We start from the raw sequence: 23460 nt of genomic DNA on the forward strand, positions 1-23460 counted from the left end.
GAATCACCCCAGCGGCCGCACATCGACCGGCTGCCCCTGGCCGTCGAAGCGCAGCGCGACCGACACCGCTTCGATGCCGATGCTGGCCAGCGCGTCGCGCAGGTCGTCGACCTCCACTTCGAGGTCGGCGGTGATGTCGAGCGGCTTGTCGCACGTGGCCAGCACGTCGGCGCCGGCAGACAATTGCACGCGCAGCAGCATTTCATCATCGACATCGGTCGGCGCGATGATGGCGCTGACCCGCTCCGGCGCGTGCGATCCCAGCGCCTGGTTGAGCTCGGACAGGATGCGCAGCATGTCGTACTCGGCCTGCCCCTGCGCGCGGGCGCCGAAGAACAGGTCCTGGTACAGGAAGTTGAGCGTAAGCGCGGGATCGGCGCCACGGCCGCGTCCCAGGCAGCGCGCCACCAGCGCGCCGTACTGCTCGGTCCATTTCTGGTAGCGCTCGGCGCGCTTGGCGAAGTAGGCGTCGGCCGCCTTCTCGCCGGCCGGCACCTTGTAGAAGGCGTCGTCGGCGCGCTTGAGCGCGAAGCCGAGCAGGAAGCGCAATTCGACGGCGCTGTCGTCCGGGCCGAAGCCGGCCGGCGTCCAGCCGGCCGCCATGCTGCGCTCGAGCGCCGGCGCGGCGGCGATTTTCTTCTCCGTCAGCGACTGCGCCGCCTCGCGCACCATGCTGTGCAGCTGGCCGTAGCTGACCCGTTCGAACTCGGTCAGGTCGTAGGCGTGGCTGACCAGCACCACCTTGGCCTTGGGGCTTTCCAGCCCGGCGTCGTTGAAGCTGGCGAGCAGCGCGTCGTAGGCGTCGCCGTCCTGGAAGTCGGCCGCCGGGTCGAGCCCGCCCTGGCTGTGCACGAACACCGGAATGGCGAAGGCGTCGATCTCCATCTCGGGCGCGCCCTCGCGCCGCAGCAGCAGGCTGGCGGCGCCTTCCTCGACGGCGTTGCGCAGGTAGCGGTAGCCGTCGACCGATTCGTCGCGCGCCAGCTCGATGGCGCCGTACAGCACCTCGTCCTTGCCCTGGTTGAGCAGCTTGCGCAGCAGGCGCTGGAAGTCGAGCGCCTTTTGCGCCAGTTCGGCGCGGGTGCTGTCGGCCACGATGTCGTTGTTGAATTCACCGTCCGACAGGTCCAGCGCGAGCGCGCACAGTTCGGTGGTTTGCTGCTCGTCCTTGAGTTCCGGCGAGCTGGCGGATTTGCGCGGTACGGGGCGCTTGTTCTTAGGCATGTAGGTGTGTCTTATCGTTCGTGGTGGAAGGCTTCGTGCAGTTCGTCGAGCAGGTCGGCGGTTTCGTCCTCGCTCAGGCCGAGGTGCTGGCAGGCCAGCGCGCCGCCTTTTTCCCATTCATACGACATGGGGCGGCCGTGGAAGCGTTCGATGCCCTTTTCGGCCAGCAGCGACAGCGCCACCAGCGAGCGCACGGCGTCGTCGGTGGCCGGGTCGTCGAGCACGCGGTAGTCGTGGTGCAGCAGGATGGCCCAGGAAACGTCCGGCGACAGCCCCCAGTTGCGCGCCAGCAGGCAGCCGATGGCGGCGTGGTTGGTGCTGTAGCGCTGGTCCTCGACGGCGGTGAACGGCAGCGCGGCCTCGTCGCAGGCGTCGGCGTAGGTGTCGGCGTAGTCGGTGAAGCGGTTCATCAGCAGCGGCACGCCGATGTCGCAGAACAGGCCGAAGGTGTGGGCGATGTCCGGCGGGGCGATGCGCAGCTTGCGCGAGGTGAACACCAGCGCCTGGGCGCGGCGCGCCGACACTTCCCAGAACGCGTTCAGGTCCGCTTCCTTGCCTTCGATGGCCTGGCGCGCGAGTAGCCCGGTGAGCAGCGCGGCGCACTGGTCGACGCCGAGGAAGTTGATGCCTTGTTCGACCGATTTGGCCTTGCGCGCGGCGCCGAAGAACGGCGAGTTGGCCAGCTTGAGTAGCGCGCCGGACATGCCGACGTCGTTGCCGATGATGCGGGCGATGCGGCGCGGCGACGGGTCGGACTGGGCCAGCTCGCGCTGCAGGTCGACGAGCAGGCTGGGCCTCGGAGGAATCCGGATGGAGCGCATCAGCGCTTCTTCCACCGCGTTTTCTACTGGCATGGCTGGGGCTGCAACTGTCGTCATGTTGGTCTTCAGGGGTAAAGGCGGCGCGCGGCCGGGATGGGCCGGCGCGGGCGAATGTTGATGGCATGCATATGCAACATTATCGCCGCAAGCGCGGGCCGGTTGCGCGAATTTCTCCCAATTTTGTTGCTTCAGGGCTAGACGGGCCTTAAATTTGTCGCTAATTTCCGCCCGCGACACAAATTTAATGATGCTTTGATAACGATTCGATAGCCCGTCCGTGGTCGCGCGGTCCAGTCTGGCATTTACAATATCGGCATGACCAATGTTATCGCAGGGATCAATTTTGCCGCGCCGTCGCACGAGGTGGCGCGCCGGCTCATCGGAGTGACGGTGCTGGTCGACGGCGTCGGCGGGCGCATCGTCGAGACCGAGGCCTACGACCGCGAGGAGCCGGCCTCGCACTGCTACATCGGCCAGACGCCGCGCAATTTCTCGATGTTCGGCCCCCCCGGGCGCAGCTATGTGTACCGCTCGCACGGGCTGCACTGGTGCCTCAATTTCGTCTGCCGCGAGGAGGGCCACGGCGCCGGCGTGCTGATCCGCGCGCTCGAACCGGTGGCGGGGCTGGACCTGATGCGCGAGCGGCGCGGCATGGACGACGAGCGCCTGCTGTGCGCCGGACCGGGGCGGCTGTGCCAAGCGCTGGGCGTGACGCGCGCGCACAATAACCTGCCGCTCGACGCGCCGCCATTCACGCTGCTGCCGCCCGATCACGCGTTGCCGGCGAGTGAGCCGATCATCGTGTTAGCCGGCCCGCGCATCGGCATTTCCAAAGCGATGGAGCTGCCGTGGCGCTTCGGCGTGGCCGGCTCGCGCTTTCTGAGCAAACCCATGCGCGCCTGAGACGGGACCGGCGGCCGCCGCCGGCGGCTCGACCTTGAACACCGACACCGCCTGCGACAGGTGCACCGCCTGGTCCTGCAGGCTCTCGGCGGCGGCGGCGGCCTGCTCGACCAGCGCCGCGTTCTGCTGCGTCACGTCGTCCATCTGCCCGACCGCCTGGTTCACCTCGGCGATGCCCAGCGCCTGCTCGGCGCTGGCGTCGCTGATGCGGGCGATGATGTCGTTGACCTCGCGCACCGAGTCGACGATGTCGCCCATGCGCTCGCCGGCCTGGTGCACCGAGGCGCTGCCGCTGTCGATGGTGGCCACCGAGGCCGCGATCAGGGTTTTGATCTCCTTGGCCGCCGCCGCCGAGCGCTGCGCCAGGGTGCGCACCTCGGACGCCACCACCGCGAAGCCGCGCCCCTGCTCGCCGGCGCGCGCCGCCTCGACGGCCGCGTTCAAGGCCAGGATGTTGGTCTGGAACGAGATGCCGTCGATGACGCCGATGATGTCGACGATCTGGCGCGAGCTGGCGCGGATCGACGTCATCGTCTGCACCGCCTGCTGCACGGCGGCGCCGCCGCGCTGCGCCATGTCGGTGGCGCTGGCCGCCAGCTTGCAGGCCTGTTGGGCGTTGGCGGCGTTCTGCTGCACCGCCAGGGTCAGGCTGTCCATCGCGCTGGCGGTCTGCTCGAGCGAGCTGGCCTGCATTTCGGTGCGGGTCGACAGGTCGAGGTTGCCGCTGGCGATCTCGTGGGCGGCGGTGTCGATCGAGCGCACCGCCGTCAGGATCGTGCTCAAGGTCTGCGTCAGGTTGGTCATGGTTTGATCGAGCATGCGCGCGGTGTCGGCGATTTCATCGCTGCCGTCGTTGCGCCGGCCGGCGCCGAGGCGGCCCGCCGCCAGCGCCACGACCACGTCGGCGATGCCGCGGATGTCGCGCAGCATGGCGCCGCGCACGGCCATCGTCACGCCCAGCGACAGCGCGATCGACAGCAGCACGATGACGGCCATGGTGGTGGTGAGGGCGGCGAAGTCGCCGGTCGCGCGGGCGTACGCCTGTTCGCTCAGCTGTTTTTGCAGCGCCGACAATTTCGCCAGCTGGTCGTTGAGCTGCAGGAATTGCGTCTCGGCCTTGGCCATCGAGTTGGTGGCGATGCTCTGGTCCATCTGCGCCAGGTCCATCGTTTCGAGCACGGCCTTGCGGTAGGCCGCCAGCGCCTGCAGCGATTGTTCGACGAGCTTGCGCTCGGCCTCGCTGACGCCGGCCTCGGCGGCCAGCCGGCGCAGCCCGGCCTCGACGCCGGCGTGGCGCGCCTTGATCTGCTTGCCCAGCGCGTCGAGCCGCGACTGCGCGAAGCTGCCGTTGACCCAGGCCAGCAACTGGTAGATGTGGGCGTGCGCGTAGCGCGCCTCGCCGGAGACGTCGGCGGCCGCCTCGAGGCGCTCGGCGCGCACCCGCACCAGGTTCTCCATCGAGGTGTTCTGGCGCACCATGCCGTAGTAGCCGGCAGCGGCGGTGACGATCAGCAGCACCAGCACCAGGCCGGGCGCGAGCAGCAGTTTGGGACCTATACGTAATTTCTTCAACATCATGCTCTCCGGCTCCGGTGCGGGCTTGGTGCGCAAGCGGCGCGTTGCGTCGACTGTTCACATCGACCGTGTCGAACGCGTTGTTGCCGCGTCGTTATTGCTTCTTGTAGATGCCCGCTTCCAGCACGACGTCGCCGACGCGCAGGATATAGGTGGTCTTCGGCTCGATCTTGCCGGTGGTCGGATTCTTGTACTGGTAGTCGACCCAGCCGCTGCCCTTCTTGGCGGCCAGCTCGATGATCTCGCGGCGGTATTTCTTGCCGCTGGCGTCGGGCACGTCGGTCAGGTCCTTGCCGACGATGGACGGGTTGATCGGATGGGCCAGCACGATGCCGGTGTTGATGTCGCGCATGTCGACGTACAGCGACCCTTGCACGTAGTCGGGATCCTTGGCGCCGATCTTTTTCATCATCGCTTCCTTGCCGTTGGCCTTCATGAAGGCGGCGCCTTTTTCGGCCATGGCGATGGCGTCCTTCTCGGTCGGTTCGGCGGCGTGGGCGGCGTTGTTGGCGCACAGCGTGAACAGGGCGGTCGCGGCGATGGCGGCCGGAGCGAAATGCAGTTTCATGGCGGTTCCTTGTCAGGTGGGGGGGATTGCTCGGATAAAGTTTACGCCGGCGACGGTGACCGGGATTGCGCTGCCGCAAGGTGTGGCCGTATGGCAATTCCAACCGTGGTTTTATTGCTGCTTGCGCCAAGTCTCTAAATATTTCCGAGCGTCACTTGATTTTCGGCAATTCCAACGGGCCGTCGGCGGCCTAGCATGCAGTTTCCGCCACCTCACAAAGCGATAGGAAACCGCCATGACCACCAACCTGAATCCGTCCGGGACCCCCAGCGCCGCGCAGGCGCCGAAGTTCAAACCCTTCATCCGCCAGACCATCGCCAATTCGCGCCAGTGGGAATGGATACCGCCCGATTTGCAGGAGGCGGTGCAGGTGGTGTCGCATGTGCTGCCGTTCCGCACCAACGAATATGTGCTCGACCACCTGATCGACTGGAACAACATCCCCGACGATCCGATCTACCGTCTGGTGTTCCCGCACAAGGACATGTTGCAGGCCGATGACTACGCCCAGCTGCGCGAGCTGGTGCTGGGCCACGCCAACCCGCCGGCGATGGCCGAACTGGTGCGCAAGATCCGCATGCGCATGAACCCGCACCCGGCCGGGCAGATGACGCACAACGTGCCGCGTGTGAACGACGCGCCGGTCAAGGGCCTGCAGCACAAATACAAGGAGACGGTGCTGTTCTTCCCCAGCGCCGGCCAGACCTGCCACGCCTATTGCACCTTCTGCTTCCGCTGGCCGCAGTTCGTCGGCATGGACGACATGAAGTTCGACGCCCGCGAGTCGCACGAGCTGGCGGCCTACCTGAAGCTGCATCCGGAGGTGACCGACGTGCTGATCACCGGCGGCGATCCGTTGATCATGAACACCCGCTCGCTCGAGGCCTACATCGAGCCGCTGCTGGTGCCGGAGCTGGCGCATATCCAGAACATCCGCATCGGCACCAAGTCGGTGGCGTACTGGCCGCAGCGCTTCGTGACCGACCGCGACGCCGACGATTTGCTGCGCCTGTTCGAGCGCGTGGTCGCCAGCGGCAAGAACATGGCCATCATGGGCCACTACAATCACGCGGTGGAGCTGCGCCCGGAGATCGCCCAGCGCGCCGTCAAGCGCATCGTCGGCACCGGCGCCACCCTGCGCATGCAAGGCCCGCTGATCCGCCATATCAACGAGGACCCGAAAAGCTGGGCCGAGCTGTGGCAGACCGGCGTGCGCCTGGGCGCGATTCCCTACTATATGTTCGTCGAGCGCGACACCGGCCCGCGCGAGTATTTCGAGCTGCCGCTGGCGCGCGCGCACGAGATCTTCCAGGAGGCCTACCAGATGGTGTCGGGCCTGGCGCGCACCGTGCGCGGGCCGTCGATGAGCGCCTTCCCCGGCAAGGTCGTGATCGACGGCGTGGCCACCATCGGCGGCGAGAAGGTGTTCGCGCTGCAGTTCCTGCAGGCCCGCAATCCGAACTGGGTACGCCGGCCGTTCTACGCCAAGTACGATCCGAACGCGACCTGGATGGACCATCTGAAACCGGCCTTCGGCAAGGAGAAGTTCTTCTTCGAGGAGGAGGGCGGCAGCCGCAGCGAGTACGGCATCGAGACGCCCGGCCACCGCAAGGTGATCCCGCTGATCTCGGCGCGGCAGGAGGCCGCCGCCGCCGCGGTGGCCGCCGGTTGCAGCGCACCCAACGCCGCGTAGGTGACGCCATGCTGATCGGGGAACGGACGCGGGAGGACATGGTGCGCATGCCACCACCGCCGACCCGCAATGCGGCCACAGGGATCGGCCCCCGTAAGGGTGCCGATCCCGCGGCTCCGGTTTGCGGGTCGGGGGCGCCGGCGCCGAAGCTGTCGGGCACCGCCGTGTTCCTGCTGGTGTTCCTGCCGTTCGCGCTGGGGCACTATCTGTCGAGCCTGATGCGCACCGTCAACGCCACCCTGGCGCCGCAGCTGGTGACGTCGCTGGCGCTGACGCCGGGCCAACTGGGACTGCTCACCAGCGCCTTCTTCTTCTCGTTCGCGCTGGTCCAGCTGCCGGTCGGCATCGCGCTCGATCGCTGGGGCCCGGCCAAGGTCCAGCTGCCGATGCTGATCGTGGCGGCGCTGGGCGCGCTGGCCTTCTCCGGCGGCCACACCTTCGCCGAACTGCTGGTGGCGCGCGCCCTCATCGGCCTGGGCGTGGGCGGCTGCTTCATGTCGGCGGTGAAGGCGATCTCGACCTGGATCGCGCCATCGCGCATGCCCTCGGTGCAAGGCTACCTGATCGCCGTCGGCGGCCTGGGGGCGGCGTCGGCCACCTTGCCGGTGCGCCTGGCCTTGCACTACACGGACTGGCGCGGCCTGTTCGTCGGGCTGGCCGTGGCCGCCGTCACCACCGGCCTGCTGATCCGCATGCTGGCGCCGACGCAGCCGCTCTCTACCGCGCGGCGCGGACCAGTACTGGCGGCGATGGCGGAGGTGTACCGCCATCCGGCTTTCCGCGAGGCGGCCATGCTGGTGCTGATCCCGCATACGGTGTTCTTCGGCATGCAGGGGCTGTGGATCAGTCGCTGGCTGACCGACGTGGCGCGTTTTTCGGACGAGGCGGTCGGTTATCTGCTGTACCTGGGCATGGCGGCTATCATCTTTGGAGCCATCGCGGTGGGCATGATCACCGAGTGGGCCGGCCGGCGCGGGGTGCCGCCGATCAGCGTGGCGGCGGCCGGCGTGGCGCTGTTCATCCTGGTGCAGCTGGGCTTTGTATGCAACTGGTCGCCTAGCTACCAGACCTTGTCGGTGCTGTTCACGCTGGTGGGCACGGTGACCGGCATCGAGTACGCGATCGTCGCGCAGAACCTGCCCGGCACCTTGACGGGACGGGCGGCCACCTGCCTGAACCTGCTGATATTCCTGGGCGCGTTCGCGGTGCAGGCCGGCTTCGGCATGGTTGTCGGCTGCTGGCGGCCCAATCTGATGCAGCAATATCCGGCCCAGGCCTACCAGGTCGGCTTCGCGGTGCTGGTGTTGTTGCAGTTGCCCGGATTGGGATGGTTCGTGTGGCGGCGCTGGAGAAGGCAGGCGGCTTCCGGTAGAATGGATCTCCATTCCGGCAACCCGGCGACCAGCCCTCAATGACGCGATGACCAAACTTCAACAGGCCCAAAACGGAAACAGCGCGGACAACGCGTTCACCTCCCTGCCGCGCAGCTGGCAGGATTGGATCAAGGAGAATCTGGCGCGCGCATGCAGCCCGCTGGATATGGCGAACAGCATGGCCCGCTCGGGCCAGTACAGCATGGCCGCGGCCAGCGCCGCCATCGACGAAGCCCTGCGCATGCGGGCCCGGGCCGATGGCGGCGCCGAGCCCGAGGCGCAGCGGAGCGTATTCGTGGCGCCGCAGCAGATGCCCTTTATCGACATCGAACGCAATCGCGTGGCCGCGCCGGACCGCGAGGTGGAGCTGCTGTTCGTGCTCAAACAGCCACAGGTGATCTTGCTCGGCAATGTGCTCAGCATGGAGGAGTGCGACGCCATCGTCGCCCACTGCGGCACGCGCTACACCCGCTCGACGGTGACCGGCGAGGCCGACGGCGCCAGCGTGGTGCACGAGGGCCGCACCAGCGAGATGGCCTTCATCCAGCGCGGCGAGGCCGAGGTGGCCGAGCGCATCGAACGGCGCCTGGCGGCGCTGGCGCACTGGCCGGCCGAGTGCGGCGAGCCGTTCCAGCTGCAGAAGTACAACAGCACGCAGGAGTACCGGCCGCACTTCGACTGGCTCGACCCGGACAGCAGCGGCCACCAGAGCCACCTGCAGCGCGGTGGCCAGCGCCTGGCCACGTTCATTTTGTACCTGAGCGACGTGGAGCAGGGCGGCGGCACCGTCTTCCCCGGCATCGGCCTGGAGGTGTACCCGAAAAAGGGCAACGCGCTGTGGTTCCTCAACACCGACGCCAACCACCAGCCGGACCGCCAGACGCTGCACGGCGGCGCGCCGGTGGTCAGCGGCACCAAGATCATCGCCAACAAATGGTTGAGACAGGGACGCTACGGTTAGAATGTCGCAGACATCTTAACCAAGGAACTGTATGAGACTTGTGCGTTATGGCCGTCCCGGCAAAGAGAAACCAGGCTTGATCGATGACGAAGGCAAGCTGCGCGACCTGTCCGGCGTGATCGCCGACATCGGCGCCGAGCAGCTGTCGCCGAAGGCGCTGCGCAAGCTGGAGAAAATCCCGCAGGCGTCGCTGCCGCTGGTGCGCGGCAATCCGCGCTACGGCGTGCCGGTCGCGCGCGTCGGCAAATTCATCGGCATCGGCCTCAATTACTCGGACCACGCGGCCGAAATCGGCATGCCGCCGCCGAAGGAGCCGGTGGTGTTCATGAAGGCCGTCACCTGCGTCAATGGTCCGGACGATCCGGTGATGCTGCCGCAAGGGTCGAAGAAAACCGACTGGGAAGTGGAGCTGGGCGTGGTGATCGGCACCCGCGCGCAATATGTCAGCGAGCAGGACGCGCTGAAATACGTGGCCGGGTATTGCGTGGTCAACGACGTCTCGGAGCGCGCGTTCCAGCTGGAGATGGGCACGCAGTGGGACAAGGGCAAGGGTTGCGACACTTTCGGCCCGATCGGCCCGTGGCTGGTGACGCAGGAGGACATCTACGACGTGCAGAAGCTCGATCTGTACCTGGATCTGAACGGCAAGCGCATGCAAACCGGATGCACCGAGACGATGGTGTTTTCGGTGGCGCAGATCATCAGCTACCTGTCGAAGTTCATGACGCTGGAGCCGGGCGACGTGATCGCCACCGGCACGCCGCCGGGCGTCGGCCAGGCGCGCAAGCCGCAGCGCTTCCTGAAGAAGGGCGACACGCTGCGCCTGGGTATCGCCGGTTTGGGCGAGCAGCAGCAGGATGTCATCGCCTGGCAGGCGCGCTAAACCCGTACGACGGTCCGTCGCGGGGTCGTACCCTTTCGGGTACGACCCCTCTTACGGTGTGCGGGTTGATGCCGCCGGCCTCACAACACACTGGCAAGCGCCCGCTTAACGGCATCCCCGAGGCGGGCGGTAATCTCCCCCAGCTCCGCCTCGGTGCTGGTAAACGGCGGCGCCAGCAAGATATGGTCGCCCAGCCGGCCGTCGATGGTGCCGCCCATCGGATACACCATCAACCCCACCGCCATCGCCTGTTCCTTGATCGCCGCGTGCAGCTTGAGCTCCGGATCGAACGGCGCCTTGCTCTCGCGGTCCTTGACCAGCTCCATCCCGATAAACAGCCCGCGTCCGCGAATATCGCCCACATGCGGATGCTCGCCGAACGCCTCGCGCAGCATGCGGCGGAAGCTGGCGCCGCGCACCGTCACTTCGCCCAGCAGGTTGTCGCGCTGGATCACCTTTTGCACCGCCAGCGCGGCGGCGGCGGCGACCGGATGCCCCATGTAGGTGTGGCCGTGCTGGAAGGCACCGCTGCCCTCGCGCAGGCGGGCGACGATGTGATCGCGCGCCAGCACCGCGCCGATAGGCTGGTAGCCGGCCCCCAGGCCCTTGCCCAGCACCACCAGGTCGGGCAGCGCGCCCTCCTGCTCGAACGCGTACAGGGTGCCGGTGCGGCCCATGCCGCACATGACTTCATCGGCGATCCACAGGATGCCGTACTGGTCGCACAACTGGCGCACGCCGCGGAAGTAACCGGGCGTGGGCGGCACGGCGCCGGAGGTGGCGCCGACCACCGTCTCGGCGCAGAAGGCGATCACGCGCGACGGCCCGGCGGCGAGGATGCGCGCCTCCAGTTCGCGCAGCAGGCCGTCGGTGTAGTCGTCGACGCTCTGGTCCTTGGGGCGGTGGCGGTATTCGTAGCAGGGCGACACGCGCGGCACGTTCATCAGCAGCGGCTCGAAGGGGCGGCGGCGCCATTCGTTGCCGCCGATGGCCAGCGCGCCGAGCGTATTGCCATGATAGCTCTGGCGGCGGGCGATGAAGACGCTGCGTTCGGTGTCGCCCGCCTCGACGAAGTACTGGCGCGCCAGCTTGAGCGCGGTCTCCATCGCCTCCGATCCGCCCGAGACGAGGTAGACGTGATTAAGGTCGCCGGGGGCGTCGTTGGCCAGGCGGGTGGCCAGTTCCTCGGCCGGTTCGCAGGTGAAGAAGGCGGTGTGGGCGTACGCGTTGCTGTCGATTTGCGCGTGCATCGCGGCCAGCACGTCGGGGTGGCCGTGGCCCAGCGACGAGACGGCGGCGCCGCCGCTGGCGTCGAGATAGCTGTTGCCGGCGCTGTCGCGCACGGTCAGCCCGGAGGCACTGACGGCCATCGGCGGCGGGCGGCGCAGGTTGCGGTGGATGATGTGGCTCATGGCGTCCTTTCTGGCGTGGGGAAGAGTGTGACCGACAGCAGAAGATAGCGCCGATCGGCTTGTATTCCCTTGATAAATGCCTGAACATAAGTAAATAGTTTCCCAAAGCCACAAGGAAGAATGATATGAGCGATCGACTGGGACCGATTCCCTTCGCACAAATGAGCGCGAGCCAGCAGGTGGCGGCGCAGGCGGTCATCGACGGCCCGCGCGGCGCGTTGTACGGGCCTTTCGTGCCGCTGATCCGCAGTCCGGAGTTGATGGCGGCGGCGCAGCGCATGGGCGAGTACCTGCGCTACCGCAGCGCCATCGGCACGCGGCTGACGGAGCTGGCGATCCTGGTGACGGCGCGCCAATGGAGCCAGCAGGTGGAGTGGGCGATCCACGAGCCGATCGCGCGCGACCACGGCATCGCCGACGGTGTGATCGCGGCGATCGCGGCGCGCCGGCGGCCCGAGGACATGGCGCCGGACGAGGCGCTGGTGCACGATTTTTGCGTCATGCTGCACCAGCGCCAACGGATTGACGACGACACGTACGCGGCGGCGCTGGCGATGTTCGGCGAGCACGGCGTGGTCGATTTGATGGGGATCAACGGCTACTATACTTTCCTGGCGATGGTGATGAACGCGGCCCAGACCGAGGTGCCGGCATCGGCCGCCGTGGCGCTGCCGGAGTGACAGCGCGACAAGCGAGACCCGCTAAACTCGGGAGACACGGGAGACACGTAGGGCGGATTAGGCGGAACGCCGTAATCGGCCATGTGTGAGCAGCCGACGCAAGCGCTAGAATGGCGAGATGACATCCTCTCTATTTACCTATTTCTCCCACCTGCGGTCCACCTTACCGCCCGCCGGCCCCGGTTTCAGCGCCGTGGTAGTACAAAATGGCGAGATCGCCTTTGAGCTGCATCATGGTTTGGCGTCGCTGGAGCTGGAGGTGCCGCTGTCGGCCCGGTCGGCGTACTACCTCGCGTCCGAATCCAAGCAGTTCATGGCGGCGGCGATCCTGGCGCAGGTGCGGGCGGGGGCGATCGGTCTCGACGACGATGTCTGCGCCCACTTGCCGGAGCTGGCCGGCTTCGAACAGCCGTTCGCGTTGCGCAGCCTACTTAACCACAGCAGCGGCATTCCCGACTATTTCCAATTTCTGCAGTGCCAGCCGGGCCGGCACGAGGACGACTACTTCTGCAACGCCGACATCCTGGAGCTAATCGCGCGCATGGACACGGTGGCGTTCCCGAGCGGCAGCGCGCACCGCTACAGCAACAGCAATTACATCCTGCTGGCGGCGCTGGTGGAGCGGCTGACGGGGCAAACGGCGGCGCGCCACGTGCGCGAAACGCTGCTGCTGCCGTTGGGGATCACGCGCATGGGCTTCGACGAAGATCGCGGCGCCGTGCTGCGGCAGCGGGTGGCCAGCTACGAGATCGACGAGGCGCGTCCCGGCGGCTACCGCCAGCACCTGGGCAACGCCAACACGGTGGGCGACGGCGGCATGTATGCGAGCACGGAGGAAGTGGTGTTGTGGGAGCGTGAATGGCACCGGCAATGGGCGCGGCCGGACAGCCTGCTGCAGGCGATGCTGCAACCATCGCCGCTGGACGACGGCACGGTGCCGGACTACCGTTTCGGTCTGGAATGGACCCGGCGCGGCGGCCAGGACGTGGTCTTCCACGGCGGCGGACTGTGGGGCTTCCGCACGCTGCTGCTGCGCCTGCCGGGCAAGCGCCTGTCGATCATCCTGCTCTCCAACTCCGACCGGGTGGAACCGGAGTGGACACAACTGGCCGACGCCGCCATGACTTAATGGCAACTCCGGGGTCAGGTCCACCATTGCTACACGAACTGTGCGGTAGCGGGTCTAAACGAGCCGGCTGAACCGCGCGCTGCGCTATCCGCCACCGTTACTGATGAACCCGTGTAGAAATGGTGGACCTGACCCCGGAGTTGCTTTACAGAATGCGCTTGAGCCAGGCGCTGATGTCGACGATTTCTTGCTGGCACAGCGAGTGCTGCATCGGGTATTCGTGCCATTCGACGTCGTAGCCCAGTTGCTTCAAGGCGTCGCGCGATTGCTCGGCGCGTGCCAGCGGCACCACCGGGTCCATGCGGCCGTGCGCCATGAAGACCGGCGTGGCCAGGCTTTCCTGGGTGTGCTCGGCGCCGGCCTTGGCGGCGATCGGCAGGTAGCCCGACAGGCACATCATGCCGGCCAGCTTTTCCTTTTGACGCAAGCCCGTTTGCAGGGTCATCGCCGAGCCTTGCGAGAAGCCGGCCAGGACGATGCGCGAGGTGGGGATGCCGCGCGCGTTCTCGCGCGCGATCAGCGCTTCCACCTTCAGCTGCGAGGCGCGCAGGCCCGCTTCGTCCTCCTGCCGTCCCAGGTCGCTGGCGACGATGTCGTACCACGAGCGCATGACGTAGCCGCCGTTGACCGTGACCGGCATCGTCTCCGCGTTGGGGAAGACGAAGCGGATCGCCGGCAGTCCGCGCAGGTCGAGCTCCTGCGGCATCGGCGCGAAGTCGTTGGCGTCGGCGCCCAGGCCGTGCATCCAGATGATGGCGACACTCGGATTGGCGCCGGTTTCTTTTTCGATCGTTTGCAGCAGCGTGCTCATGGGGCTCCTTGGGGATGCGGATAGTCGTTGGGCGAAATATAGCAGGCCGGACGCGCCGGCGGCGCCCAGCCAGCGGCGGCGCGAGGCGCGCGTGGCCGCCATCGGGTGTCGCTTCAGGCGGCCGGCTGCGGGCGCAGCGCGGATTTGGGACGGAACGCCTTGCACACGGCCGGGTCGGTTTCCATGTAGGGTCCGCCGATCAGGTCGATGCAGTAGGGCACGGCGGCAAAGATGCCGCCGGCGATGGTGGCGCCGTCGGCGTCCTTGAGCCCGCCCAGGGTTTCGGCGATGGCCTTGGGCTGGCCCGGCAGGTTCATGATCAGGGCGGCGTGCTCGGGCGTCTCGCGGATCACCGCCGTCTGCCGCGACAGGATCGCGGTCGGCACGAAGTGCAGGCTAATCTGGCGCATCTGCTCGCCGAAGCCGGGCATTTCCTTGGTGCCGACGGCCAGCGTGGCCTCCGGCGTGACGTCGCGCCGCGCCGGTCCGGTGCCGCCGGTGGTGAGCACCAGGTGGCAGCGGTCGATGTCGACCAGGTCGGTCAGCGTCGCTTCGATCAGCGCGCGGTCGTCGGCGATCAGGCGGGTTTCAAGGCGATAGGGGGTGGTCAGCGTGCGCGCCAGCCAGTCCTCCAGCGCCGGGATGCCCTGGTCCTGATAGACGCCGCCGCTGGCCCGGTCCGAGACCGACACCAGGCCGATGACCAGCAATTGGGCGGGATCGACGGCGGTGACGTCGGCGGTAGTCGTATTACTCGTCATCTTGCTCGCTGTCGTCGGCGTTGTCAGCGTCGTCGGTGGCCGCTTGCTTCTTTTTGCCCTCGACCTGCTTGAGGATCTGGAATATCTCGCGGTAGGCCTTCGGCGGCTTGTTCTCGGCCTGTTCCTTGCGGGCGTTGCGGATCAGGGTGCGCAACTGCTGCACGTCCAGTTCCGGATTCTCTTCCAGCAGCACGGTCAGCGCCTTGTCATCGGCAAGCAGCTTGTCGCGGCGGCGTTCCAGCGCGTGCATGGCGGCCGTCTCCGACTTGGAGGCGCCTTTCCAGCTGTCGATGGCTTTCTGGATCTCGGCCACTTCGGTCTCGTCGAGGGTGCGCATCTTCTTGCCGACGAACTGCATCTGGCGGCGGCGGCCCTCGTGGTTGGTGATCTGCTGGCACTCGAGGATGGCGTCGCGCACGTCCTCCGGCATCGGCACGCGCTTGACGCGGTCACGCGCCGCTTCGACCAGCGTTTCGCCCATTTTCTGCAGGGCGTCGGACTGGCGCTTCATCTCGGATTTGGAAGGGCGTTCGTATTCTTGCTCGAATTCGGTGGAGCTGAAGCCGACCGCGCCGCGATTTGGATTTACCATAATATCAACTTTCGGTGGGGCGTGTACCTGCCCCTGTAAACTGTAAACGACTGCTATGATAACTGTTTTAGCGGCCAACCGAAGAAAACAGCCCATGAGCGATACCCATTTCACCCACACCCAGGACCAGTTGAAGCAGCTCGCGCGCGATGTGCTGGCGTTCGCCAAGGCGCAGGGCGGCACCGATTGCGCCGTCGAGATCAGCGAAGGCAGTGGTTTGTCGGTGTCCGTCCGCAAGAGCAAGATCGAGACGATCGAGCAAAACAAGGACAAGGGTATGGGCGTGACGGTGTTCATCGGCCAGCGCCGGGGCAACGCCAGCACGTCCGATTTTTCGCCGGCGGCCCTGAAGGCGACGGTGGAAGCGGCCTACAACATCGCCCGCTTCACCGCCGACGACGATTGCGCCGGCCTGGCCGACGAGGATATGCTGGAACTGTCGCCGCGCGACTTGAAGCTGTTCTATCCGTGGGACTTGAGCACCGAGGACGCGGTGGCGCTGGCCCAGCGCGCCGAGGCGGCGGCGTTCGACGTCGATCCGCGCGTGACCAACTCGGAGGGCGCCAACGTGCATGTGCAGCAGTCGCACTTCGTGTCGGCCAACTCGCGAGGCTTCATCGGCGGCTATCCGTTCTCGCGCCACACGCTGTCGGTGGCGCCGATCGCCGGCAAGGGTTCGAAGATGCAGCGCGACGACTGGTATTCGTCGGTACGCGACGCTAAAAAAATGTCGTCGCCCGAGGCCATCGGCCGGTACGCCGCAGAGCGCGCGCTGGCGCGCCTGAACGCGCGCACCATCGATACGCGCACCTGCCCGGTGCTGTTCGAGGCGCCGCTCGCCGCCGGCCTGCTGGGCGCCTTCGTGCAGGCGACGTCCGGCGGGGCGCTGTACCGCAAGTCGAGCTTTTTGATCGACTCGCTGGGCAAGCAGGTGCTGCCCACGCATGTGCAGATCAAGGAAGACCCGCACATCGTCGGCGGCGTCGGTTCGGCGCCGTTCGACGACGAGGGCGTGCGCACCGTCAAGCGCGACGTGGTCAAGGACGGCGTGGTGCAGGGCTACTTCCTGTCGACGTACACGGGCCGCAAGCTGGGTATGAAGACCACCGGTAACGCCGGCGGTTCGCATCACCTGTCGCTGACGTCGACCTTGACGAAAAAGAGCGACGACTTCGTGGCGATGCTGAAGAAGATGGGTACCGGCCTGCTGGTGACCGAGTTGATGGGCCAGGGGACCAACTACGTGACCGGCGATTATTCGCGCGGGGCGTCGGGCTTCTGGGTCGAAAACGGCATCATCCAGTATCCGGTCGAGGAAATCACCATCGCCGGTAATATGAAAGACATGCTGGCGCAGATCGTGGCGGTCGGCGCCGATGTCCTGGAGCGCGGCACCAAGGAGACCGGCTCCATCCTGATCGAGAACATGGTGGTGGCGGGCGGCTGACGATCAGCCGTCGCTACTACTGCCGCTTGCAAAGCCGGCTTGACGGCAGGCCGCAGGCGATCAGCCGGCCCACGTCGGGATTGGCCAGATAATCCAGGTGGGCGCGGTCGGGGCGCTCAAGTAAACCCAGCCAGGTCGGCGCGTTGGACACTAGGATGTTGTACACAGTGACCTCCTCGCTCGCGTAGCGCTCCGCCGGCAGCGTGTACGACAGCAAATCGTTGGGATCGGTCAATGCCACCAGGGTCAGGCTCCGGTTCAACAAGGAGCGGGGCCGCCTTGCCATACGCTCTTGCAGGAGCACTTGCAAACTGTCCGGTGGCACCGCCTGCCGCACCGTGTCCACGCCGCCGCCCGCAATCTGTTGATCGGCCAGCGACAGCAGCGGGATCGGATTGGCCGCCATCACCAGAAAGCGCAGACGATCGACGGCGCGCAGCGCCAGTTGCGACGCGCGCGAGCCGGCTTCCTCGCGCGTCATGCGCAGCAGCGTATCGAACAGGATCTTGCTGCCCAGGCTCTCCGACACCACCATCAGCGGCAACCCGGCCGGCGCGTCGCTGGCGGAGAGCACCTGCAAGATCGCGTCCCGCATACGGCGCTGGATGTCGTCGCGCGCCACGCCCTGATAGATCAGCGGATCGGGCAGGCAATCGTCGATCAGCACGTCCTTGACGCGGGCGTTGATGCGAGCGCGGATGAAGGGATACGGCGGCTCGCCGGCGCAGATGGGCGACTTGTCGGTCTGGTCGTAGCACAGCTGGCGCTTGAGCGGCACCGTCAGCGGGGACCAGATCAGCGCATCGAAGCGCAAGCGCCCGGCCGGGGTCTCGACTGTCGACGGCACGATACGGATCTGCGGATCGGCGGCGGGACCGCCGCGCGGCCGGGCATCGGGCGGCGTCGTGGCGTCGGCGAGCGCCTCTGTCAGTTGCGAGACCACTTGCGTTGCCCAGCCGGCGTCGTGCGTGCACATGCCGTGCACCAGCAACACGTCGGCGACACGGCCGTCGGCGCGCGCGGCGAGATCGATCAGGCCGGGAAATTTCGGGTCGGGTTCGACAAACCGGGGCGGGCGGTAGGGGGAGCTGCAGGCGCCCAGCAACAATGCCAGTGCGGGCAATATGGCGCACGCGAGCGCGCGGCGCGTCGACGATATCAAGGTGATCATGCTGAACCTCCCGAGGCGGCGCGGATGCGCCGTATGAGGCTCAGTGTATTTTTCCCTGCGACACGCACATTGTCGCGCCGCAGGGTATCGCCCGAAGCCCGGGCTTACAGCGTTACTGCTGCGCCAGCAGCGACTGCAACACCGGCTGCAACACCGCGCGGCCCAATTCGGCGCTGCGGGCGCCGTTCCAGCCCGTGTCCGGGTCCGGATCGTTGGCGTTGTCCTTGAACGGCATCTCCAGGGTCAGCGACAGGCAGCCGAACGCGTGGGTGATATGCGGCGAGCCCATCGTCAGCGTTTCCGGCGTGTACGGCGTCTCGCCGTAGCCGTACTCGTCCTGGAAGTCCGGGCTGGCGATCAGGAAGTTGTCGATGAAATACTGTTGCGCCTCGGCCTGCTCCGGCGTGAACTCAGGCAAGGACTCGCTGCCGGCCACGAACACGTACGGCAAGCCTTCGTCGCCGTGGATGTCGAGGCACAGGTCGCAGCCGATCTCCAGCATCTTGTTTTTGACCAGGAACACTTCCGGGCTGCGCTCCATCGTAGGATTGAGCCATTCGCGGTTGAGGTTGGCGCCGGCCGCGTTGGTGCGCAGGTTGCCGCGCACCGAGCCGTCCGGATTCATGTTCGGCACCACGTAGAACACCGCTTCCTTCAGGCACTGGCGGCCGAATGGATTGGCCGGGTCCAGCAACGCCTCGACCATGCCTTCGACGAACCACTCGGCCATCGTCTCGCCCGGATGCTGGCGCGCGATGACCCATACCTTTTGTTCCGCGTCGGGATCGCCGATGACCAGCATGTTCAGGTCGTGGCCGTCGATGGTGCTGCCCAGGTCGACCTGCTTGACCAGCGGCGACAGTTGCGCGTTGTCCAGCAGCGCCAGATGGCGTTCCCACGAGTACGGCTCGAAATAGGCGTAGTAGACGCTGTCGTATTCCGGCGTGTGGCTGATCGTCATGACCTGGCCGTCATAGGTGGTCGGCACGCGGAACCAGCTGTCGCGGTCGTAGCTGGCGACGGCCTGGTAGTCCTTCCAGCCGTCCGGGTAGGCGGCCGAACCGGCGTTGAGGAAACGCAGGTTCAACGGCGTGGCCTGGGCGCCCTGGACGCGGAAGTAAAACCATTGGGTGATGTCGGCGTGGGAATCCTTGCGGATGTTCAGGTCGATGGCCGCCGGATCGTCGGCGCGCACGACTTCGATGGCGCCGGCGTCGAATTGCTGGCTGATTTTGATAGACATTGCGTAAGTCCTGGTGGATTCAGTGTAAAGAGTATTTTTGCACTTTTGGCGCAGTGCCGACATCATACAGGCTCGCGGCGGCGCCGGGCGCCCGCCGATCGGCCGCTGGTCAAAGTGTGCCTGCGCCAGCGCAAGCCGGACGCCGGCCGGTTTGCTAAGTTGAAGTGACCTCAACGCCGCGCAGGAGCCCGCCATGAACCCGCCGCTATTCCAGGCCGACGACTTCCGCTACTATTTTTTCGCCCGGGGCGACAAGCGCATGCACATCCACGTGTCGCACCCGGACGGCACGGCCAAGTTCTGGCTCGAGCCCGATGTCGCGCTGGCGTGGCACACCGGGATGTCGAACGGGCAACTGCGCGAGGCCGAACAATTCATCGCCGGCCATGTTGTGCAAATGCGGCAGATCTGGCGCACGTGGCTGCGCTAGCCCTTACGTCAGCCCGCCGAAGCGCTCGAAGAACGCCGGCTCGGCGGCGGGCGCGGCGTCATCCTCGCGCCGCAACACCGCCTCGACATGCCGCTCGGCGTCCGCGTACACCGCTTGATAGATACCGCGCGCCAGCTCGTAGGCCAGCGCCCCCGGCCACGGCGTCGGCAACAACTCCACCGGCAATTGCGGATCATGCAACTGCACGCGCCGGTAGGCATGGATTAGCAAGGTGCGGATCACGAAGGCCTGTTCCGGCGTTAGCTTCAGGTCGCCGCCTTGCCCGCGTAGCGCCGCCAGCAGGGGATCGAAGCGCGCGATAAAACCCTCGTATCCCAAGGCCACATCGCTGACATCCCAGCCGCTGGCCACCAGATCGCTCAACGGCCGCCCCGCGACGCGCTCCATCGACTTGGCCTGCACCACGAACAACTTGCCCACCACGCCCAGCCGCTTGAGCAACTCGTTGAGCGCGCCACCGTCGGCCGCCGGATGTCCCATGATGCCCGGCGCGATCACGCTGTAGCCTTCCCACAGCAACTCCTTGCGCACGGCGCTGCGTTCTGCCGCGTTGAGCGCGCCGTCGCCGTTCAGTACCAGCGTCCAGCTGCCATCCCAGTGCACGTTGAGCGGCGCATAGATGCGGCGGTAGGCGTGGACGAAGCGCGCCATCGCGTCGGGCGTGATCGCGTACGAGCTGCGCCGGCCGTCACGCTGGGCGCCCAGCCAACCCTCCTGCGCCAGCCGGAACACGGACGTGCGCAACAGCCGGTCGTTGACGCCGAACGGCGCCAGCAGCTCGATCAGACTGCCCAGCCACACCATCCCGCCGTGCGGCACGATGGCGTCGCCGAAGATGGTCACCACCAGCGACTTCGAGCGCGGCGGATCGCCGGCCAGGCAATCCGCTATCCAATCGGAATAATTCATAGGCAAACGTCGATTCTGTACACGGAAACAATAGTTTACTTTGCCTCGAGTGCGGCGCAGCATTTATTTGTCGCCCGTTTCTCTTGGGATACTCTATTCTAATATGATTCAAAAAAATCGTAGCAAAATCAGATTGTGTATCGTAATATGATGTGACATGAGGAGACAGCTATGTACGCACAAATGGTGGAAACCGGCCTGAGCACAGTCCGCACGGCCGACGACATGGCCGCCGACGAGCGCGCCTTCCAGGCCCGCATCGACGACGGCGTCAAGATCGAGGCCAAGGACTGGATGCCGGACGCCTACCGCAAAACGCTGATCCGCCAGATCTCCCAGCACGCGCACTCGGAGATCGTCGGCCAGCTGCCGGAGGGGAACTGGGTCACGCGCGCGCCGACGTTGAAGCGTAAATCCATCCTGCTGGCCAAGATCCAGGACGAGGCGGGCCACGGCCTGTATCTGTACAGCGCCGCCGAAACGCTGGGCGTCTCGCGCGACGAACTGCTGGCCGCCCTGCACAGCGGCAAAGCCAAATATTCCAGCATCTTCAACTACCCGACCCTCTCGTGGGCCGACATGGGCGCCATCGGCTGGCTGGTCGACGGCTCGGCGATCATCAACCAGATCCCGCTGTGCCGTTGCTCGTATGGTCCGTATGCGCGCGCCATGATCCGCGTCTGCAAGGAGGAGTCGTTCCACGCGCGCCAGGGCTACGACATCATGATGTCGCTGGCGCGCGGCACGCCCGAGCAAAAGGCGATGGCCCAGGATGCGCTCAATCGCTGGTGGTGGCCGTCGCTGATGATGTTCGGCCCCTCGGACGCCGAATCGGTCAACAGCGCGCAATCGGCGCAGTGGCGCATCAAGCTGTTCTCCAACGACGAACTGCGCCAGCGCATGGTCGACCAGACCGTCCCGCAGGCCGAATTCCTCGGCCTGACGGTGCCAGACCCGGACCTGAAATTCAACCCCGACACCGGCCACTACGAATTCGGCGCCATCGACTGGAGCGAATTCCACAACGTCTTGAAGGGCAATGGCCCGTGCAACCGCGAACGCCTGCGCACCCGCGTCAAGGCCTGGGAGGACGGCGCATGGTTCCGCGAGGCGCTGGTCGCCCACGCGGAAAAGCAGGCCACGAAAGCCGCCGCTTGAGCGGATCCACGCAGGGCGGATTAGCGAAGCGTAATCGGCCAAAAAGCGCCGCCACGAGCATAAAATTGAGGAGCACAACATGAGCAAAGAATGGCCCCTGTGGGAAGTGTTCATCCGCAGCCAGCACGGCCTGGCGCACAAGCACGTCGGCAGCCTGCACGCGCCGGACGCCGAGATGGCCGTCAACAACGCGCGCGACGTCTACACGCGCCGCAATGAAGGCGTCAGCATCTGGGTGGTGCGCGCGGCGGACATCGTCGCCAGCAGCCCTGGCGACAAGGGCGCGCTGTTCGAGCCGGCCAACAGCAAGGTCTATCGCCATCCGACCTTTTTCCCGATGCCGGCCGAAGTCAAGAACCTGTAAGCGGAGTGCATCGTGGATAACAAAGTCAACTACCTTCTGCGCCTGGGCGACAACGCGCTGATCCTCAGCCAGCAGCTTTCGCAGCTGTGCGGCAAAGGCCCGGCGCTGGAAGAGGACATGGCGCTGACCAACGTCGCGCTCGACCTGCTCGGCCAGACCCGCCTGTGGTACGAATACGCCGCCGAACTGGAAGGCGCCGGCCGCGACGAGGACAAGCTGGCCTACCACCGGGACGCCCACGACTTCAAGAACTGCCTGCTGCTCGAACAACCGAACGGTAACTACGCGGACACCATGATGCGGCAGTTCTACTTCGACACCTGGCACTACTTCCTGATCGAAGGCCTGACGCGCAGCACCGACCCGCGCATCGCCGCCATCGCCGAGAAGTCGCTCAAGGAAGTCACGTACCACCTGCGCCGCAGCGGCGACTTGATCGTGCGGCTGGGCGATAGCACCGAACTGGCGCACGCGCGCACGCAGGCGGCCGCCGAGGAGCTGTGGATGTACAGCGGCGAAGTATTCGCCTACGACGCCATCGACGACGCCATGGTGGACGAGGGCATCGCGCCGCCGGCCGACGAACTGCGCGCGCACTGGCTGGCGCACGTGGCCGAGATCTTCGCCGAGGCCACGCTGACCATGCCGCCGGCGGACGCCTGGATGCAGAAGGGCGGCAAGCAGGGGCGCCACACCGAGCATCTGGGCTACATCCTGGCCGAGATGCAGTTCCTGCAGCGCGCCTATCCCGGCGCCGAGTGGTAGGAGGATCGCGATGACGGCCGCCGTTTTAGATACGCCTGTTTTGACCGCAGCGCAGGTCTGGTCCTGGCTGGGCGAGGTGTCCGATCCCGAAATCCCGGTCATCTCGATCGTCGACCTGGGCATCGTGCGCGACGTGCGGCTGGACGACGGCGCCTGCATCGTGACCATCACGCCGACCTATTCCGGCTGCCCGGCGATGCAGGTGATCGCCGAGGCGATCACCGAAGCGCTGCACGCTCACGGCGTCGCCGACGTGCGCCTGAAAAACCAGCTGTCGCCGGCGTGGACCACCGACTGGATGAGCGAAGAGGGCAAGGCCAAGCTGTCGGGCTACGGCATCGCGCCGCCCGCCGAACAGGTGATCGACATCAGCGGCCTGAAGGGTGGTTCACGCGGCGCGTTGGCGGCCATTTCGCGCCGCACCCAGCCTCGCCTTTCCATCGTCTGCCCCAACTGCGGCTCCCGCCATACCGAGATCACCAGCCAGTTCGGCTCCACGCCCTGCAAGGCGTTGTATAAATGCCTGGACTGCCGCGAGCCTTTCGACTACTTCAAGTGCCACTAAC

General features: G+C 66.3%; 24 protein-coding genes. 13 read left to right on the forward strand and 11 right to left on the reverse strand.

Translation table 11 applies throughout. From position 1 onward, the window contains the following. Positions 1-3 precede the first annotated feature (3 nt). Both MRBLMU1_RS30630 and MRBLMU1_RS30635 read right to left on the reverse strand, forming a co-directional pair. A complete protein-coding gene (locus MRBLMU1_RS30630) occupies positions 4-1224 on the reverse strand; it encodes a hypothetical protein (protein ID WP_363510015.1) in 1221 nt (406 codons plus the stop codon). 11 nt (positions 1225-1235) lie between these two features. Beyond that, entirely contained in the window at positions 1236-2102 is an 867-nt protein-coding gene (locus tag MRBLMU1_RS30635) for an HDOD domain-containing protein (RefSeq protein WP_363510017.1), read from the reverse strand. A 258-nt stretch (positions 2103-2360) separates the two neighbouring features. On the opposite strand from MRBLMU1_RS30635, the gene MRBLMU1_RS30640 reads away from it, so the two are divergent. Then, positions 2361-2948: a DNA-3-methyladenine glycosylase gene (locus MRBLMU1_RS30640; RefSeq protein ID WP_363510019.1), complete on the forward strand. Its 588-nt coding sequence runs from the start codon at positions 2361-2363 to the stop codon at positions 2946-2948. Here the strand turns inward: MRBLMU1_RS30640 and MRBLMU1_RS30645 are convergent. Next, a complete protein-coding gene (locus MRBLMU1_RS30645; RefSeq protein ID WP_363510263.1) occupies positions 2850-4523 on the reverse strand; it encodes a methyl-accepting chemotaxis protein in 1674 nt (557 codons plus the stop codon). The genes MRBLMU1_RS30640 and MRBLMU1_RS30645 overlap by 99 nt on opposite strands. Positions 4524-4617: 94 nt before the next feature. Next, on the reverse strand, positions 4618-5091 hold the full coding sequence (locus MRBLMU1_RS30650; RefSeq protein WP_363510021.1) for a cache domain-containing protein: 474 nt from the start codon (positions 5089-5091) through the stop codon (positions 4618-4620). A gap of 235 nt (positions 5092-5326) precedes the next feature. Between MRBLMU1_RS30650 and MRBLMU1_RS30655 the strand changes: the two genes are divergently transcribed. From MRBLMU1_RS30655 to MRBLMU1_RS30670, 4 genes are read left to right on the forward strand one after another with little or no spacing between them, the layout of a single operon-like run. Continuing rightward, positions 5327-6784, forward strand: coding sequence for a KamA family radical SAM protein (locus tag MRBLMU1_RS30655; protein WP_363510023.1), 1458 nt, complete (start codon positions 5327-5329; stop codon positions 6782-6784). A gap of 8 nt (positions 6785-6792) precedes the next feature. Further along, positions 6793-8199 carry an MFS transporter gene (locus MRBLMU1_RS30660; protein WP_363510025.1) on the forward strand — a complete coding sequence of 469 codons (1407 nt, stop codon included), beginning with the start codon at positions 6793-6795 and terminating at the stop codon, positions 8197-8199. A 4-nt stretch (positions 8200-8203) separates the two neighbouring features. Then, entirely contained in the window at positions 8204-9118 is a 915-nt protein-coding gene (locus MRBLMU1_RS30665; protein WP_363510027.1) for a 2OG-Fe(II) oxygenase, read from the forward strand. Positions 9119-9149: 31 nt separating this feature from the next. Next, a complete protein-coding gene (locus MRBLMU1_RS30670; protein WP_315220794.1) occupies positions 9150-10001 on the forward strand; it encodes a fumarylacetoacetate hydrolase family protein in 852 nt (283 codons plus the stop codon). 80 nt (positions 10002-10081) lie between these two features. Here MRBLMU1_RS30670 and MRBLMU1_RS30675 read toward each other — a convergent pair whose 3' ends face one another. Then, a complete protein-coding gene (locus MRBLMU1_RS30675; protein WP_363510030.1) occupies positions 10082-11413 on the reverse strand; it encodes an aspartate aminotransferase family protein in 1332 nt (443 codons plus the stop codon). Between the two features lie 125 nt (positions 11414-11538). Between MRBLMU1_RS30675 and MRBLMU1_RS30680 the strand changes: the two genes are divergently transcribed. Together MRBLMU1_RS30680 and MRBLMU1_RS30685 are read left to right on the forward strand one after the other, a co-directional pair. After that, entirely contained in the window at positions 11539-12093 is a 555-nt protein-coding gene (locus MRBLMU1_RS30680; protein WP_363510032.1) for a carboxymuconolactone decarboxylase family protein, read from the forward strand. A 118-nt stretch (positions 12094-12211) separates the two neighbouring features. Continuing rightward, entirely contained in the window at positions 12212-13222 is a 1011-nt protein-coding gene (locus MRBLMU1_RS30685; RefSeq protein WP_363510034.1) for a serine hydrolase domain-containing protein, read from the forward strand. A gap of 145 nt (positions 13223-13367) precedes the next feature. On the opposite strand, the gene MRBLMU1_RS30690 is transcribed toward MRBLMU1_RS30685, so the two are convergent. The 3 genes from MRBLMU1_RS30690 to yjgA form a co-directional block, all read right to left on the reverse strand. Further along, positions 13368-14033, reverse strand: a complete 666-nt coding sequence (locus MRBLMU1_RS30690) for an alpha/beta hydrolase (protein ID WP_363510036.1) — start codon at positions 14031-14033, stop codon at positions 13368-13370. Between the two features lie 113 nt (positions 14034-14146). Further along, the gene (mog, locus tag MRBLMU1_RS30695; protein ID WP_363510038.1) at positions 14147-14794 is read right to left on the reverse strand and encodes a molybdopterin adenylyltransferase; all 648 of its coding nucleotides are present in this window, start codon (positions 14792-14794) and stop codon (positions 14147-14149) included. Continuing rightward, positions 14784-15386 carry a ribosome biogenesis factor YjgA gene (yjgA, locus tag MRBLMU1_RS30700; RefSeq protein ID WP_363510040.1) on the reverse strand — a complete coding sequence of 201 codons (603 nt, stop codon included), beginning with the start codon at positions 15384-15386 and terminating at the stop codon, positions 14784-14786. Before yjgA ends, mog begins: the two co-directional genes overlap by 11 nt. 94 nt (positions 15387-15480) lie before the next feature. Between yjgA and pmbA the strand changes: the two genes are divergently transcribed. Further along, positions 15481-16833: a metalloprotease PmbA gene (gene pmbA / locus MRBLMU1_RS30705; RefSeq protein ID WP_363510042.1), complete on the forward strand. Its 1353-nt coding sequence runs from the start codon at positions 15481-15483 to the stop codon at positions 16831-16833. A 16-nt stretch (positions 16834-16849) separates the two neighbouring features. Here the strand turns inward: pmbA and MRBLMU1_RS30710 are convergent, their stop codons facing one another. Further along, complete coding sequence (locus MRBLMU1_RS30710; protein ID WP_363510044.1) at positions 16850-18004, reverse strand: hypothetical protein; 1155 nt, start codon at positions 18002-18004, stop codon at positions 16850-16852. A 112-nt stretch (positions 18005-18116) separates the two neighbouring features. Continuing rightward, positions 18117-19247 carry a M14 family metallopeptidase gene (locus tag MRBLMU1_RS30715; protein ID WP_363510046.1) on the reverse strand — a complete coding sequence of 377 codons (1131 nt, stop codon included), beginning with the start codon at positions 19245-19247 and terminating at the stop codon, positions 18117-18119. A gap of 193 nt (positions 19248-19440) precedes the next feature. Here MRBLMU1_RS30715 and MRBLMU1_RS30720 point away from each other — a divergent pair, with 193 nt between their 5' ends. After that, a complete protein-coding gene (locus tag MRBLMU1_RS30720; protein WP_363510048.1) occupies positions 19441-19677 on the forward strand; it encodes a DUF4160 domain-containing protein in 237 nt (78 codons plus the stop codon). 3 nt (positions 19678-19680) lie between these two features. Here the strand turns inward: MRBLMU1_RS30720 and paaX are convergent, their stop codons facing one another. Then, positions 19681-20607 carry a phenylacetic acid degradation operon negative regulatory protein PaaX gene (paaX, locus tag MRBLMU1_RS30725; RefSeq protein WP_363510050.1) on the reverse strand — a complete coding sequence of 309 codons (927 nt, stop codon included), beginning with the start codon at positions 20605-20607 and terminating at the stop codon, positions 19681-19683. Between the two features lie 171 nt (positions 20608-20778). On the opposite strand from paaX, the gene paaA reads away from it, so the two are divergent. From paaA to paaD, 4 genes are all read left to right on the forward strand, one after another. Beyond that, positions 20779-21765: a 1,2-phenylacetyl-CoA epoxidase subunit PaaA gene (gene paaA / locus MRBLMU1_RS30730; protein WP_363510052.1), complete on the forward strand. Its 987-nt coding sequence runs from the start codon at positions 20779-20781 to the stop codon at positions 21763-21765. 79 nt (positions 21766-21844) lie between these two features. Further along, a complete protein-coding gene (gene paaB, locus MRBLMU1_RS30735) occupies positions 21845-22129 on the forward strand; it encodes a 1,2-phenylacetyl-CoA epoxidase subunit PaaB (protein WP_090317313.1) in 285 nt (94 codons plus the stop codon). A 12-nt stretch (positions 22130-22141) separates the two neighbouring features. Next, entirely contained in the window at positions 22142-22894 is a 753-nt protein-coding gene (paaC, locus tag MRBLMU1_RS30740) for a 1,2-phenylacetyl-CoA epoxidase subunit PaaC (protein ID WP_363510055.1), read from the forward strand. Between the two features lie 10 nt (positions 22895-22904). After that, positions 22905-23459 carry a 1,2-phenylacetyl-CoA epoxidase subunit PaaD gene (paaD, locus tag MRBLMU1_RS30745; RefSeq protein WP_363510057.1) on the forward strand — a complete coding sequence of 185 codons (555 nt, stop codon included), beginning with the start codon at positions 22905-22907 and terminating at the stop codon, positions 23457-23459. Position 23460: the final 1 nt, after the last annotated feature.

It is taken from the genome of Burkholderia sp. LMU1-1-1.1, assembly GCF_040675865.1.
Lineage (GTDB): Bacteria > Pseudomonadota > Gammaproteobacteria > Burkholderiales > Burkholderiaceae_D > Rugamonas.